The sequence below is a fragment of the Curtobacterium poinsettiae genome (assembly GCF_047226435.1).
Taxonomy (GTDB): Bacteria; Actinomycetota; Actinomycetes; order Actinomycetales; family Microbacteriaceae; genus Curtobacterium; species Curtobacterium poinsettiae.
This window is the reverse complement of the sequence record NZ_CP178434.1, coordinates 189,396-204,905: the sequence shown is the minus strand read 5'-3', so window position 1 is coordinate 204,905 and position 15,510 is coordinate 189,396. Positions and strand designations below refer to the sequence as shown.

At 71.9% G+C, this 15,510-nt stretch carries 12 protein-coding genes; 10 read left to right on the top strand and 2 right to left on the bottom strand.

Annotation, left to right across the window (positions count from 1 at the left end; all coding sequences use genetic code 11):
- Window positions 1–6: 6 nt before the first annotated feature.
- From ACL00U_RS00975 to ACL00U_RS00930, 10 genes are all read left to right on the top strand, one after another.
- Window positions 7–846 carry an urea amidolyase associated protein UAAP1 gene (locus ACL00U_RS00975; protein WP_071249809.1) on the top strand — a complete coding sequence of 280 codons (840 nt, stop codon included), beginning with the start codon at window positions 7–9 and terminating at the stop codon, window positions 844–846.
- Window positions 846–1,556 (top strand): urea amidolyase associated protein UAAP2, encoded by a 711-nt coding sequence (locus ACL00U_RS00970; protein ID WP_071249811.1) that lies wholly within the window; start codon window positions 846–848, stop codon window positions 1,554–1,556. Before ACL00U_RS00975 ends, ACL00U_RS00970 begins: the two co-directional genes overlap by 1 nt.
- Window positions 1,553–5,272 carry an urea carboxylase gene (gene uca, locus ACL00U_RS00965; protein WP_412873717.1) on the top strand — a complete coding sequence of 1,240 codons (3,720 nt, stop codon included), beginning with the start codon at window positions 1,553–1,555 and terminating at the stop codon, window positions 5,270–5,272. The genes ACL00U_RS00970 and uca overlap by 4 nt, the downstream gene beginning before the upstream one ends.
- Window positions 5,269–6,969, top strand: a complete 1,701-nt coding sequence (gene atzF / locus ACL00U_RS00960; RefSeq protein WP_194589842.1) for an allophanate hydrolase — start codon at window positions 5,269–5,271, stop codon at window positions 6,967–6,969. The genes uca and atzF overlap by 4 nt, the downstream gene beginning before the upstream one ends.
- 26 nt (window positions 6,970–6,995) lie before the next feature.
- Entirely contained in the window at window positions 6,996–7,688 is a 693-nt protein-coding gene (locus ACL00U_RS00955; protein WP_194589843.1) for a TetR/AcrR family transcriptional regulator, read from the top strand.
- A gap of 57 nt (window positions 7,689–7,745) precedes the next feature.
- Window positions 7,746–8,339 carry a biotin transporter BioY gene (locus ACL00U_RS00950; protein ID WP_194589844.1) on the top strand — a complete coding sequence of 198 codons (594 nt, stop codon included), beginning with the start codon at window positions 7,746–7,748 and terminating at the stop codon, window positions 8,337–8,339.
- A gap of 85 nt (window positions 8,340–8,424) precedes the next feature.
- Window positions 8,425–9,006 carry a hypothetical protein gene (locus tag ACL00U_RS00945; protein ID WP_194589845.1) on the top strand — a complete coding sequence of 194 codons (582 nt, stop codon included), beginning with the start codon at window positions 8,425–8,427 and terminating at the stop codon, window positions 9,004–9,006.
- Window positions 9,003–9,533, top strand: coding sequence for a DUF6611 family protein (locus tag ACL00U_RS00940; protein ID WP_071249819.1), 531 nt, complete (start codon window positions 9,003–9,005; stop codon window positions 9,531–9,533). The genes ACL00U_RS00945 and ACL00U_RS00940 overlap by 4 nt, the downstream gene beginning before the upstream one ends.
- A 49-nt stretch (window positions 9,534–9,582) precedes the next feature.
- Complete coding sequence (locus ACL00U_RS00935; RefSeq protein ID WP_056071586.1) at window positions 9,583–9,924, top strand: hypothetical protein; 342 nt, start codon at window positions 9,583–9,585, stop codon at window positions 9,922–9,924.
- Window positions 9,925–10,008: 84 nt separating this feature from the next.
- Window positions 10,009–10,227: a hypothetical protein gene (locus ACL00U_RS00930; RefSeq protein WP_412873716.1), complete on the top strand. Its 219-nt coding sequence runs from the start codon at window positions 10,009–10,011 to the stop codon at window positions 10,225–10,227.
- Between the two features lie 55 nt (window positions 10,228–10,282).
- Here the strand turns inward: ACL00U_RS00930 and ACL00U_RS00925 are convergent, their stop codons facing one another.
- Window positions 10,283–11,755: a hypothetical protein gene (locus ACL00U_RS00925; RefSeq protein WP_412873715.1), complete on the bottom strand. Its 1,473-nt coding sequence runs from the start codon at window positions 11,753–11,755 to the stop codon at window positions 10,283–10,285.
- Window positions 11,752–15,492 carry a hypothetical protein gene (locus ACL00U_RS00920; protein WP_056071583.1) on the bottom strand — a complete coding sequence of 1,247 codons (3,741 nt, stop codon included), beginning with the start codon at window positions 15,490–15,492 and terminating at the stop codon, window positions 11,752–11,754. The genes ACL00U_RS00925 and ACL00U_RS00920 overlap by 4 nt, the downstream gene beginning before the upstream one ends.
- Window positions 15,493–15,510: the final 18 nt, after the last annotated feature.

The following is a 15,510-nucleotide window of genomic DNA, read 5'->3' as shown; positions in this document are numbered from 1 at the left end:
AACCCCATGCGCGACCTCCACCAGACCGACAGCGTGCTCGCCTCCCGGTCCGACGCGCGTGCCCAGGCCGGCTCGCAGTCCGAGTACATGCCGTACCTGCCGGCGTCGTCGTCGCCGTTCGCCCCCGCGGGCGTCGACCCCGCACAGCTCGTGTGGGCGGAGACGGTGGCACCCGGCGGGTACACGCACAAGGTGCTGGCCCGCGGGTCACGGCTGCGGTTCGACGACCCGACGGGTGACGCCTGCGCCAACGTCCTGGTGTGCAACGCGCTCGAACCGTGGGAGCGGCTCAACGTCGCCGACACCCAGAAGATCCCGTGGCAGGCGTACCTGGGCCAGGGGTCGCCGCTGCTGAGCGGGGACGGCCGGGCACTGGCGACCGTGCTCGAGGACACCTCCGGGCACCACGACGCCTTCTGCGGCACCTCGACCGACGCGTGGAACGAACGGAAGTACGGCGACGCCGCACCCGAGGGACGCTCCCCGAGCGGTCGGTCGCTCTTCGCGAAGGCCGCCGCCAAGCACGGGCTCACCAAGCGTGACCTGCCACCGAGCGTCTCGTTCTTCCAGGGCGTACGGATCGACGACGAGGGGGCGATGACCTTCACCGGCTCGGCCGGAGCGGGCACCCACGTCACGCTCGTCGCCGAGCTGCCGCTGCTCGTGCTGGTCGCCGACGTCGCGCACCCGATCGACCCGCGACCGGACTACGTCGTCGGACCGCTCCGGGTGCACGCCTGGCGCGGGACCCCGACGACCGCGGCCGACGAACGGTTCACCGCGACGCCGGAGCTCACCCGCGCCTACCTGAACTCAATCGACTACGCGGAAGCCCGAGGCCTGTGATGACCGGTACGACGACCCACACCCACATCCGCACCTCCACCGTCCCCGTCGGGGCCGTCCACGACCCGGACGTCGCCCTCGACTGGAGCGAGTCCCTGGTGCCCGGCGCGGTGGTCCGCGACGACCGGGTCGCCCCGCTCGCACCGTGGTCCGCCGTGGTCCGTGCCGGCCAGGTGCTCACCATCGTCGACGTCGGCGGCAACCAGAGCGCCGACTGCCTGCTCTACGACGCCCACGACCCCGACGAGCGGTACAGCGTGCCGGACACCCTCGCCGCACAGGGCAACGCGTACGTCCGGACCGGCACCGTCCTGATGTCGAACGAGGGCCGTCCGCTGATGACCGTCGTCGCGAACGAGATCGACCGGCAGGACACCATCGGCGGCGCGTGCTCGAAGGAGTCGAACACCCTGCGGTACGGGCACCACACCCAGTACCAGCACGGCTGCCGCGAGAACTTCCTGGCCGAGGCCGGCCGCCACGGACTCGGTGCCCGCGACATCGTGTCGAACCTCAACTGGTTCATGAACGTGCCGGTCGAGGCCGACGGCGCCCTCGGGATCGTCGACGGCATGAGCGCCCCCGGCAAGCGGGTCGCGATCCGTGCCGAGCGGGACGTGCTCGTCGTCGTCTCGAACTGCCCGCAGATGAACAACCCCTGCAACGACTTCTCCTGCACACCACTGCGCATGATCGTGGTCCAGCCGTGACCGCCGCGCCCGACCCCACCGGGACCGCCACCGTGAACCAGACCCCCGCGCTCAGCACCGACACCGTCCTCGTCGCGAACCGCGGTGAGATCGCCCGCCGCATCATCCGCTCCGCCAAGGCACTCGGCATGCGCACCGTCGCCGTCTACTCCGACGCCGACCGCGCGGCACCCCACGTCCGCGAGGCCGACACCGCCGTCCGGCTCGGTCCCGCACCCGCCCGCGACTCGTACCTGCGCATCGACGCCGTGGTGCAGGCGGCGAAGGACACCGGCGCCGGACTCGTGCACCCCGGCTACGGGTTCCTGTCCGAGAACACCGAGTTCGCCCGCGCCTGCGAGGACGCCGGCATCCGGTTCGTCGGACCGACCGCCGACCAGATCGTCCGGTTCGGCGCGAAGCACACCGCCCGCGAGCTCGCCGCAGCCGCCGGGGTCCCGATGCTCGCCGGCACCGGGCTGCTCGCCAGCGTCGACGACGCCGTGACCGAGGCCGAGCGCATCGGGCTGCCCGTCATGCTCAAGGCCACCGGGGGTGGCGGCGGGATCGGCATGCAGGCCTGCTCGACGCTCGACGAGGTCCGCGAGGCCTACACGAGCGTCGTCCGGCTGGCGACCGCGAACTTCGGGTCGGCCGGCATCTTCGTCGAACGGCTCGTGCGGCCGGCCCGGCACGTCGAGGTCCAGCTCTTCGGCGACGGCGAGGGCCGCGTCGCGGTGATCGGCGACCGCGACTGCTCCCTGCAGCGCCGCAACCAGAAGGTCATCGAGGAGGCCCCGGCACCGGCGCTGCCCGAGCACGTCCGCGCCGAGCTGCACGCGTCCGCCCGCCGCCTGGCCGAGAGCGTCGGGTACCGCAGCGCCGGCACCGTCGAGTTCGTCTACGACCCGGTGCGCGAAGAGGCGTCGTTCCTCGAGGTGAACACCCGCCTGCAGGTCGAGCACCCGGTCACCGAGGAGGTGTTCGGCGTCGACCTCGTCGAGCTCATGCTCCGCCTGGCCCGCGACGGTGCCGCCGGCATCGACCCCGACGTGTTCGACCGCACCTGGACCCCGAACGGCCACGCCGTCGAGGCCCGCATCTACGCCGAGGACCCCGCGAAGGGCTCACTGCCCTCCAGCGGCCTCGTCACCCAGGCGGTGTTCCCGAGCCCGACCACCGCATCCGGCGAGCGCACCGGCATCCGCGTCGACGGCTGGGTCGAGACCGGCTCCGAGGTGTCCGCGTTCTACGACCCGATGCTCGCCAAGGTGATCGCCACCGGGGAGACCCGCGACGACGCCCTCGACCTGCTGCGCGACGGGCTCGCAGCCACCCGCATCGACGGCATCGTCACGAACGCCGGGCTCCTCCGCGCGCTGACCGACGACCTCGAGCTCCGCACCGCCACGCACTCCACCTCGACGCTCGACGCGACCGAGGACCCGGACCCGCGCATCGACGTCGTCGCGCCGGGCACCATGACGATGATCCAGGACCTGCCCGGCCGGGTGGGGTACTGGCAGGTGGGTGTGCCGCCGAGCGGCCCGTTCGACGCGGCGTCCTTCGCCGAGGCGAACCGCGCGGTGGGCAACCCCGACGGCGCCCCCGCGCTCGAGGTCACCGCCACCGGCCCGACGCTCCGGTTCTCGGCCGCCTCGGTGGTCGCACTCACGGGTGCACCGGTCCCGGTCACCCTCGACGGCGAACCCGTGGCGCTGTGGGAGCCGGTCGAGGTCGGCGCCGGCCAGACCCTGGCGATCGGCACGGCCCCCGGTCCGGGCCTCCGCACCTACCTGGCGGTCCGCGGCGGCTTCGACGTGCCGACGTACCTCGGGTCGACCGCGACCTTCACGCTCGGTGGCTTCGGTGGCCACGCCGGTCGGGCACTGCTCGCCGGCGACGTCCTGCGCCCGGGCTCCCCGGACTCGGACGCCCCGCACCCGGCGTTCCCGTCCGGTACCCGTCTGGGTCTGGTGGGCGGGCCGACCCCGGCCGACCGTCGCACCGCCCTGACCGACGCGTGGGAGATCGGCGTCACCGAAGGCCCGCACGCGGCCCCGGACTTCTTCACCCGCGCCGACCTCGACGTCTTCTACGCCACCGACTACGCCGTCCACCACAACTCGGCGCGCACCGGCATCCGGCTCATCGGCCCCCGACCCGAGTGGGCGCGGACCGACGGCGGCGAGGCCGGTCTGCACCCGTCGAACATCCACGACACCCCGTACGCGGTCGGTGCGATCGACTTCACCGGGGACACCCCGATCATCCTGGGGCCGGACGGGCCGTCGCTCGGCGGCTTCGTCTGCCCCGCCGTGGTGGCCAGCGGCGACCTGTGGAAGCTGGGCCAGCTCCGACCCGGTGACACGGTCCGGTTCGTCCCCGTCCGCGAAGCCGACGCCGCCGCGCTCGACGCACACCGGGCCTCCAGGACGGTGCCGCGCACCGGGAGCGACGGCAGCACCGGAGGCGACGGCGACGACGGCGTGATCGCCCGCCTGGACGCGACCGACGTGCGGCCGAGCGTCGCGTACCGACGCGACGGCGACGACAACGTGCTCGTCGAGTACGGCGACATGACCCTCGACATCGCGCTGCGGATGCGCGTGCACGCGCTCATGACGAAGCTGCAGGAGCACACGCCGAAGGGGATCCTCGACATCACGCCGGGCATCCGCTCGCTGCAGGTGCACACCGACGCGTCCGTGCTCAAGGCGCGCGACGTGGCGGGGCTGCTCCGCGAGCTCGAGGGCGAGATCCCGCCGACCGACCAGCTCGTCGTGCCGTCGCGCACCGTCAAGCTGCCGCTGTCGTGGGACGACCCGGCCACCCGCCTGGCGATCGAGCGGTACATGAACGGCGTCCGGAACGACGCCCCGTGGACGCCGTGGAACATCGAGTTCATCCGTCGGATCAACGGGCTCGAGAGCGTCGACGACGTCTTCCGCACCGTGTTCGACGCGAGCTACCTGGTGCTCGGACTCGGTGACGTGTACCTCGGCGCCCCGGTCGCGACGCCGCTCGACCCCCGGCACCGGCTGGTCACGACGAAGTACAACCCGGCCCGCACCTGGACCGCCGAGAACTCCGTCGGCATCGGCGGCGCGTACCTGTGCATCTACGGCATGGAGGGTCCGGGCGGCTACCAGTTCGTCGGCCGCACCGTGCAGATCTGGAACCGGTTCCGCCGCGGCGGGCTGTTCCAGGAGAACCCGTGGGCGCTGCGGTTCTTCGACCGGATCGAGTGGTACCCGGTCGGTGCCGACGAGCTGCTCGAGCTGCGCGCGGAGACGGACGCCGGACGGGGCTCGTTCGAGACCGTCGAGGGCGAGTTCTCGATCGCGTCGTACAACCGGTTCCTGGCCGACAACGCCGGGTCCATCGCCGACTTCCGGGCGCAGCAGGCGCAGGCGTTCGGCGAGGAGAAGGAGCGGTGGAAGGCGTCGGGCGAGTTCGACGTCCGGGACGAGCCGGCCGCCGTGGTGGCCGACGCCGTGACCGTGCCCGAGGGGTCGACCGCCGTGTACGCCCCGTTCACCTCGACCGTGTGGCAGGTGGACGTCCGCCCGGGTGACCGCGTGGACGAGGGGCAGAAGCTGCTGGCCGTGGAGGCGATGAAGATGGAGTCGATGGTGCACGCACCCGTTCCGGGCCACGTGCTCGAGGTCTACATCAAGCCGGGCGACCAGGTCGCACCGGGCCAGGTCCTCGCCGCGATCGGAGCGGCAGCGTGAGCGGGACCGCCGCCGCGGCCGCCACGACGTCCGCCGCGGCCCGCGTCCGCGACGCCTTCGCCCGCATCGACGCCGTCGCCCGCCCCGAGGTCTGGATCACCCTGCGCGACCGCACCGACGTGCTGGCCGAGGCCCTCGCCGTGGACCCGTCCCTGCCCCTGGCGGGCCTGCTGTTCGCCGTGAAGGACAACATCGACGTCGCCGGCCTGCCCACGACCGCCGCCGCCCGCTCCTACGCCCACGACCCCGCCGCCGACGCGACCGCCGTCGCCCGGCTCCGCGCCGCCGGCGCCGTCGTCGTCGGCAAGACGAACCTCGACCAGTTCGCCACCGGCCTGGTCGGCACCCGCTCGCCCTTCGGCGCGGTCCGGAACGCCTGGGACCCGACGCGGATCTCCGGCGGCTCGTCGAGCGGTTCCGCCACGGCGGTCGCCCTGGGCATCGTCGACTTCGCGCTCGGCACCGACACCGCCGGGTCCGGCCGGGTGCCCGCCGCGCTCGGCAACCTGGTCGGGGTGAAGCCGACGAAGGGGCTCGTGCCGAACACCGGGGTCGTCCCCGCCTGCCGCTCGCAGGACTGCGTCACGGTGTTCGCCCGGTCGCTCGACCTGGCGCGGACGGCGGCCGAGCTGATGGCCGGTCCGGACGGCGTCGACCCGCTCGCACGACCCGACCTGGCCCTCGCCGACCTGCCCGCCGTCCCGCGCATCGCGGTACCGCTGCCGTCACAGCTCGAGGGGCTCGCACCCGGCTGGGCCGAGGCGTTCGCCGCCGCCGTCGAACGGTTCCGCACGCTCGGACACCAGGTGGTCGAGGTCGACATCGCACCCCTGCTCGACGCCGCGTCGCTGCTCTACGACGGCGCGTTCGTCGCCGAGCGGTACGCGGCCGTCGGCGCCCACATCGAGGCCCACCGCGACGAGGTCGGTGCCGACCTCGACCCGTCCGTCGCCGCGATCGTGCTCGGCGGTGCACGACCGACCGCCGCGGAGCTCTTCGCCGACCAGGAACGACTCGACGCGTTCGGGGCAGCGGGTCGCGCCGCCCTCGAGGGCACGACCGCCCTGCTCACCCCGACGACGACGTGGCACCCGACGCTCGAGCAGGTCGCGGCCGATCCGATCGGCGCGAACAGCCGGATGGGTCGGTACACGAACTTCGCGAACCTGCTCGACATGGCCTCGCTCGCCGTGCCTGCCGGCTTCGTCGACGGGCTGCCGTTCGGCGTGATGCTCACCGGTCCGGCGTTCAGCGACCGCCGCCTGGCGGCGTTGGCGGCCGCGTTCGCCGCCCCGACCCTCGACCTGCTGGTCGTCGGGGCGCACCTGCGCGATCAGCCGCTGAACGGACAGCTGGTCGCGTCCGGCGGATCGTTCGTCCGGGAGGCCCGCACCGCGTCCGACTACCGGCTGTACGCCCTCGACACGGTGCCGCCCAAGCCCGGGCTGGTCCGCGTGGGTCCGGTCGCGTCCGGCGCTGCTGCGCCGGGCTCCGGCATCGTCGGGGAGGTCTGGCGCCTGCCCGCCGCCGGCTTCGGCACCTTCGTCGCGGGCTTGCCGGCACCGATGGCGATCGGCACCGTGGCGCTCGACGACGGCACCGAGGTCACCGGGTTCCTGGTCGAGCCGTTCGCGGTCGAGGGCGCCGAGGACATCACCCACCACGGTGGCTGGCGCGCGTACCGGGAGCAGTCGTGACGGACGCCGGCTGCCAGGATGGGAGCATGACCCCCGACGACCGGCCTGTGCGCCCCGGCCGGCCTCGGGCCGTGCCGAACGCCGACTCCGCGATGAGCCCCCGCGACCAGATCCTCGACGCCGCCGCCGCGCTGTTCGTCGAGAACGGCATCAGCGCGACCTCGACCCGGGCGATCGCCGAACGGGTCGGGATCCGGCAGGCCTCGCTGTACTACCACTTCGCCGGCAAGGACGACATGCTCGTCGAGCTGCTCACGACCTCGGTGCGTCCGAGCCTCGAGCTGGTCCGCGGCCTCGAGCAGCTCGTGCCGGAGTCGGCCTCGGCCGCCGGTGCCCTGGCCGCGCTGGTCGTCGCCGACGTGGACACCCTCGCCCGCACGCCGCACAACATCGGCACGCTGTACCTGCTGCCCGAGGTGCAGGGCGAGCGCTACGACGGCTTCCGGGCCGAGCGCGTGGAGCTGCAGGAGGCCTACGGGCGCCTCGGCTCGCGCGCCGCCACCGCGGAGGTCGCAACCGGCGTCTCCCCGTCGCGCCTCGGTGCCGTGCTCATCCAGATCGCCGAGACCGTCATCCAGCTCCGCCGGTCCGGGCCCGTGCAGGACGCCGACCGCGACGCCCTCGTCGCGACCTGCCTGCGCGCCTGCGGCCTCGACGCCGCCGCGGTGGCCGGGGCCCGGCGGGACGCCGAGTCCCTGCTGGCCGCCGTCGCGGTCTGACCGCTGCTCCCGCAGCTCCTGCTCCCCCGACCTCTTTCTTCCCCAGCGAGGAACACCATGACCACGATCACCCCCGCCGCACACCGTCCGCTCGCCGACGCCCTGCTCCCCCGCACCGCGGTCGTCAGCACCGCCCTGGTCCTCGGTGGCGCACTGCTGACCGCCGGAGCCGCGCAGGTGTCCGTCCCGATCTGGCCCGTCCCGATCACCGGGCAGACCCTGGCCGTGCTGCTCGTCGGCAGTGCCCTCGGTGCTCGCCGCGGTGCCATGTCGATGCTCGTCTACGCGCTGCTCGGCGTCGTCGGGCTGCCGGTCTTCGCGGACGGTTCGGCCGGGGTCGGCGTGCTCGTCGGTCCCTCGGGCGGGTACATCGTCGGCTTCGTCGCCGCCGCGGCCCTGGTCGGCTGGGTCGCCGAGCGCTTCGGCGACCGCCCGCTGCGGAACGCGCTGCTGTCCTTCGCCCTGGGCACCGTCGTCACCTTCGCCGCCGGGATGGCGTGGCTCGCGGTGGCACTCGGCCTCGACCTGCAGCAGACCCTGCAGTACGGGCTGTACCCGTTCGTCCTCGGTGGCGTGGTGAAGACCCTGATCGGTGCCGGCGCGATCTCCCTCGGGTGGACCGCAGCGCTCCGCTCGGCCACCCGCCGGTGAGCACTCCGTCAGGACTCCGCCGCCGGCCGTAGGGGTTCCGTCAGGAGCCCTTCCGCGCCGTTCGAGCGCGCGAGAGCGTGTGGTCGTGACACTGACTGCGATCATGCCGACGCTCCGCGCGTCGCTCCCCGATCCGATGGACCCGTCCCTCTGGCCGGCCCACACCGTCGCGACCACCGACGACCTGCTCGTCTCGGCCATCTCGATGGTTCGGCTCGCCGACCTCACCGGCACCCCGACGGTGCACACCGCCGAGCAGTCCCCGCCGCGGTACCGGCCGCGCGACTGGGTGGCCCGCGACGTGAGCGTCGCCGTGGCGTCGGTCACCCGCGTGCGGCGACCGCGCCCCGGCGTGGTGCTCCTGGAACTGGACGCGGTCCTGCCGACCTGCGCCGTGCTCGACCAGGTGCGCCTGATCGGACGCCGGAGCACCGCTCCCCTCTCCCCGATGTACGTCGTCACCCGCTGTGACGGTCAAGCCGACGGTCCGTTCCACCGCCTCCCGGCTCCGTTGCCCGCCGACGTCCGCGAAGGTGACCTGGTCTGCTTCCCGTGCCTGGCGACCGTCCGGCACCGCGACGTCGTCGAACCGGTCCGGGCGGAACTCGCGCCGGTGCGCGCGGAACTCGCGCCCGCCCGGACCGAACTCGCGCCGGTCGACCGATGACGACCGCGCTGCCGGTCCGCACCCGGCTGCTCGACGGCACCCACCTGTGGGGCCGGTACACGATCCGGCCCGTCGGCCGGACGTTGTGGAGCTCGCGGACCCTGGTCGTGTTCCCGCCCGGCACGAACACCGGCGAGCGCCTGCTGCTGCGCGCCTGGCACGTCTGGCCAGCCGTCGGGGCGCTCGTCGCCCTCGCCGCCCTGGTGCTCGCCGTCTCGGTCCCCGCCGTCGGCACGACCACCGCGCTGCTCGTCTACGGCGGTGGCTTCGCGGTCCTCGCCCGTGCCACCCGCGCGCTCCGCCCACGGGTGCGGTCCGTCACCGTGACGACGTTCCTGGGCGACGGCCGCCGCGAGGTCCACGGCGACGAACGCCTGCTCACCGGCTCCCTCGACGCCCTGTCGATCCTGGAGCAGGCGCTCCGGTCGGACCGCATCAGCGCCGTCGACTTCGAGCTCGTCTGGGCGGACGTGTGGAACGCCCTGGAGTCCCCGGACCCGGACCACCGCGCGCAGCGGTCATCCTGAAGCCGGTTCCCGCGCCCCGCGTTTGTATGGGTCCGGGAAGGAGTACGCGATGAAGCACATCCACTACGACGCCACCACGATCCTGGTCGGTGACGACGTCGCCGACGCCGTGATCGAGTACGCCGCGGCCCTCGCCGGAGGCGACCGGGCCGACACCGTCGACGTGCCGGCCGTGGCCGACGACGGCACCATGACGACCACGAAGATCCTGATCGGGCCCGCGAGCGAGATCGTCGTCGCGGACGCGGAAGAGGACGAACTCGAGATGGACAACCGGGAGTTCGTCGGGCGGCTGCGCGCCGCCGCGAAGACCTTCGGGCACAGCGAGCCGATCCACGCGAACACGCGGACGGACCTGGCGGACGCGGCGGAGGCTACGGAAGAGTCGTGACGCTTCCGCGCCGGCTCCACGCCCCGCACAGCGCTGCCGATCGCGGGCGACGACGAGCAGGCCAAGGCCCTGGTCGCCGAGCTCGTGCAGCTGCTCGGGTTCGACACCGTGGACGCCGGGACCCTGGCCGAGTCGTGGCGCTTCGAGCCGGGGTCCGGGGCGTACACGGGGATCTACGCGGCGAGTGCCGAGGGGTTCGCGGCGGACTACCTGGCCGATCAGGGAGCGCCGTTGCCCGCGGAGCGGCTGCGGGACGTCCTGGCGGTGTCGCACCGGGCGGATGTGGCGAACCGGCAGTTCTGACGGGCGGTCGCGCTCGCCCCGACACCTGCTCGGGGCGGAGCTGTTCCGGTCCCGCTCAGCCGGCCCAACGCCCGCTCCCCGGGACCCGCGGCGGTCCTCCGAGTCCACGCTGGCGGAGCGCCCAGTTGATCAACGCGTGGTCCAGCATGAACAGGCGGTTGCCCTCGTCCACACCACCCTCCGAGATCCGCCCGACCACCCACTCGACCGGGCTGGAACCGTCGTAGTGCGCGTCAGGCTCGAACATCCGGTGCACCTCCCCGATCTCGGCGAGCACGTTGAGCGCGTACGAGAACGGGTAGGGCCGGTTCGCGCGGCCAGCGGCGTCGCCCTCGAGTCCGGTGAACGCCTGCACCATGCGGGTGAGCATCTCGTCCGTGACGAGGTCGCGACGACCGGTGAAGTCGGCAGTTTGCACCAGGTACGAGTACGCGATCCCGGACAGGAAGTAGTCCGCGCCGGGGTCGATCGTCTGCCAGGACCCGACGAGGTCGGTGACGAAGCCGTCGAGGTCGGGGATGACCTGGTCGAGTCGGCGAGCGCCCTGCGCCGCGAGCAGGAGGTACAACCCCATGTGCGTCCGTTCGGCGGGTTGCAGAGCGGCGAACAACGCGAGCGCCTGCTCGAAGCGGCCCGCCGCGTGCCGATCGTGTCCGGAGACGGCGACCGTGTTGAGCATCGTGAGCAGCGGGTACACCCGCGGGAACGCCGGCGACATCGGGCTGGGGAACGACGGCTCGCTGCCGATCTCGTCCGCTCGGTCGAGGTACGCGAACACCCGCTCGATGTGCGGGTCGATCCGTTCTGCGTGCCCGAGCAGGGTGACCGCGGACAGCAAGACGGAGCCGCCGCGGCCTCGGAAGAACGGCGACGGGACACCTTCGACGAGCTGCAGCGCTTCCTCGATGTGGTCCCGGCTCGGCGAGACGAGCCGTTCGCCGATGCCGAGGTGCCAGAAGGCGAGGAACACCGCGGACGAAGCGGACAGGCGCTCGTAGTCGCCGTGTCTGCCGGCGTTCTCGTCGGCGATCCCGTCGGGCTCGACGTCGTCGATCATGGCCAACACCTCGTCCGCGACGTCGTCGAACCCCGGCCTGGGCCGGACCAGTGCGCGCGGCCCGAGCACCAGACGGGCGAGGCCACACTTGGCTGCTGCCTCGATGGTGATGCACCCGGCCATCAACCGGTAGTACGGGTTGCGTTCGCTCCGACCAGCGGCGAGCGCGCGCTGGAGACCGGCAGCGAGGGTCTGGTCATCGGCTGGGTCGCCCGGATCGGACGCGCGGAGCACCGTGTCAGCGAGGTGGTGGGCGAACGCGGTGTAGCCGGTACCCGCCGGGACTCGCTCCCGGAGCAGCGCGAAGACCCGGCGGATCCTCGCGGCGTCGGCGGGGTCGTAGTGCACGGGGCGCTGGCCGAGCCCGATGCCACGCACGATCCGACTCCACGGCGTTGCGATGGTGCGGCTCTCGACCGGGAGATCGATGATCGCAGTCCGCGGCGTGGACGTCGTCGACGTTTCGGTCATCGGTTGTCTCCGTTCGGGGTCGAGTACGGCAGTGCGGGCATCGGGATGCCGAGGAACTCGGTCCTCGAACCCTCGAGCATCTCGACTGCCCAGTTGAGCCACTTGAGTCCTTCGACGTAGATGGCGATGGGTCGACGCTGACTGAGCGGTGAGTCCACGAGCGTGCCGTCGACCTCGGAAAGGAAGTGGAACGGTGGCATCGCCGTGAAGTGCGTGCCCATCGTGAAGACGAACCGCACCAGCCAGTAGGGGTCGTCCGGCACCACGGGCATGCCGTGCGCGTCCGCCCCGTACACGGCGGCCATGACCGGCGCGAAACGCTTCGCCATCCCGGCGTAGGCGACCTGATACGGGTTGCCGTCGTGGAAGCGGACGTCCACGACCGGGCTGCCGTCGTCGGCAACGTCGACCGCGAGGTCGAACTGCTCGTAGTGCATCTCGTCGTAGTGCCCGATCGAGTTGTGCCACGGCTTGTTGTCGTACATCGGGTCGTCGCGCGTCTCACCCCCGTCGCTGCGGAAGCCGATGGCTCGCGGATCGAGGAACATCACCCCGATCGAGTCCGCGGTGATCGCGGCGAGTGCAGCATCGACCTCCGGCTGCGGAGCACCACGCTCGATGAGTTCCTGCGCGCGACGCAACGGTGTCGTGTCGGCGAGCTTGACGTTCTCCGTGTTGGTGTCGCCCATGACGAGCGCGTGCACACGCGGCTCCAGGACGTCGAGGTACTCGGGATCGGAGCGGAGCGCGTTCAGCAGCGGGCCGATGTTCCGGAGGCGCTGCCCGTCGACGATCACGTGCTCGGTGTCCAGCAGCGCCGCACCGAACGTGTGCGGGGCCGTGCGCCGACAGAGCGCCAACCGTTCCTCGATCTTCCGGAAGTACTGCTCCTCGAGCGTCCCCCCGGGTGCCGGCGCTCGGTGAACCGAATGGACATCACGGTGCAGAACGCCGATGACCGCCTCGTACACACGGCTGACGACTTCCACGGGAGGCTTCGTGCGCTCCACCCACCTGCTCACTTCCTCCCCCGGGACGTAGGTCATCTCGTAGATCACCTCGCGGAAGGCGTCCGTGTCCGCGACCACGTGCGCGGGAACAGGGAGCTCGCGTGAGGTGATGTTGCCGACCGTCGGGAAGACCCGTCGGAGCTCCAGCGGGAGTGCCTGGAGGTACTCGGCTTGCTTGCGGGCCTTCGCGAACGGCGGGAGCATCACTCCGGTTCCCGACGGGTCCCAGCTGACCGTGCTGAGCGCATCGCTCAACACCTTCCGGACGCGACGCCCGGGGGCGCCGTCACGCTCGACGAAGACCGTCATCGATTCGCTGCCACCCGCACCGAAGCCGACGACGGTCTCACCAGGTTCGAGGTAGGCGTTCACGGTGCTGCTGAGGATCTTGCGGTGCTGCGCGTACCGGAGGACGTGTTCGTGTTCCAGGGATCGGGTCAGCGCCGAACGTTCCTCGGCCTCGTCGAGGTCGATGTTGACTCCACGGTGCCAGATCTCTCCAGGGGACCGGACGGTGATGACGTCAGCGCGGTGCGGGACCGAACGGACACGGTGGTTCGGCAGCGTCGAACCGAGGGACACGACGAGGCAGACACCGTTCAGCTGGATCCGACGCTCGGGGACGTCGAGTGCCCCTTCGACGAGCACGGCTCGGGTCGCATCGATGAGCTCCCGCCGGGTGGTGAGCGGAACGCCCTCGGGCGAGAGCACCGAGATCGATGCGTCCCCGATCTTGTCGGCGAGTTCCGCCAGGTCGTGACGAACGTCCTCACGATCCGGGTTCCGCGCACCGCGGAGGGACCGAGCGACCAACGGCACCACGTCCTCTGGGTCCACCGCACCCGAAACGGCGAGCGCGACCAACCATCCGCACCTGTCGCTGCCGGCCAGGTGGTGATCGGTCTGCGCCAGGAGCGCTGGGCGGTACGTCCGCACGAGTTCGAACAGCGACGAGCGGTGGGCGACGAGGGCCGTGGCAGCGTTGCGCCAGACAGCGCCGATCGGCTCGGGCTCCGGGCCGGATCCGTCGCCCAGCACCTTGGGTCGTGCGACGGCGCCCACGAGACGCGCGTGGATCTGTTCGGCGAGTGGGTGCGCCCGGACCAGCCGCCGCACCGTTCGGCTGAGGTCTTCCGGCCCCGTGTCGACCTGGTGCTCGAAGTGGAACACGGTCGACTCGACGTGCGACGGCGCGGCGAGGTCCCGCACGGAGACGTTCCCGTCGGCGTCGAGCACCTCGAGCTCGGTTCGAGCGTGCCCGAGCTGCTCTGGGCTTCCCGTGAGGTACTTCTTGACGCGCGCACGGATGACGATCTCGCCGGCTGCCACGTCGACGTGTTCACGGTGGGCATGGGTGGTGCCGAACACCTCGAGGAACCGACGGATGCCGATCAGGTCGTCGCGTTGGGGCCGATCAGCGAGGCTGTCCATGGCCGTTCCGATGACCCGCCGGATCCACCGTTCGTGCAGCCTCGACCCGGCCGCGGTCCGGAAGGCCGTGCGGAGGAGGTCGAACTCCACGGGTCCGGGCGTCGCCCCCGTCGTCAGGAGATCACGGAGCGTTGCGCGAAGCCGTCCGGACAGATCGATCGCGTCGAACAAGCCTGCGTCGTCCGCGGTTCCGGTCCAGGGCGCCGAAGGGGTCTCGGCACCGTTCGCGACGAGCAGTTCGAGGGATTTCCCGCCCGGCCCGAGTTCCAACACCATGTCGGCATCGATGGCGCGGATGCGCGCCACGGTCGCTTCTGAGTTCATCGGGCGATCGGTCATCGCCAGGACGGCGTCGCGCACCTCGGCAGCGGTCTGCAGCAGTGCATCACGGTGGTTGGCCACCAGTGGCACCTGCGGATCCGTGAACACGATGCCCTGCTGAGTCATCCAGCTCGCCAGCGCATCGCGGACCACGTGCATGCGCGACGCGTGCGCCAGGAAGGTCGTCGGCTCCTTGAGTTCGACCGTCTCGATGAAGGGGAATCGTTCGAACATCTGCCGGAACCGTTCCATGTACCCGGTCCGCACGTACGCGTTCATCTGCCGCCACGAGTAGCGCTTGTGGATCTCGACGTCGGTGACGGGCACCGTCGCATCCAGGTGGTCGAGCAGATCGGCCAAGTGCTCCGGTTCGCCGTGCAGGGCGATCACGTGCGCGGGCTCTCGGACCGGACGCTCCCCGGGCGCGAACCGCGGGAGATGCTGCCGAAGGCCTGCGATGAAGGCATCGTCCTGTTCGATCGGCGGTGCGTCCTGTTCCGATGCGAGCAGCATCAGCGGTGTGAAGGCCTCCGAGATGCGGATGCCGTCCCGCACGGACAGGGCACCGGCCGCCACTGCGGCAGTGAGGATGCCGAAGCTCTCACCGGTGTACGCGGTGAACTCGATCTCGACGTGCGCGGCAGCGGCCCGCTCGCGGAGGTGACGCTCGAGACCGAGGCTGTGGGCCAGGAAAGCGGCACCGATGTGGCCCTGGCGCCGCAAGCGGTCGGTCGGCATCGAAACGCCGAAGCGGATGCCGTCAGCGTCACGCGGTTCATGGAGCGCCGCAGCAGCCTCCGAGAGCAGCGCTCGGACGGGAGCGCTCGAGGCCGCGAACTGGTCGGCGCCCCGGAACGCGGATCGGCTGCCGAGCCCCGGGAAGAAGCCGACGAGCCTCGCTGGCGGCGCCGTGAGCGGGACCGGTCGAATCGTGTTGGTACCTGATGCTGGCGGCAACGTGCTCTCGATGGTCATGTGCCTTCTCCCTCTTCG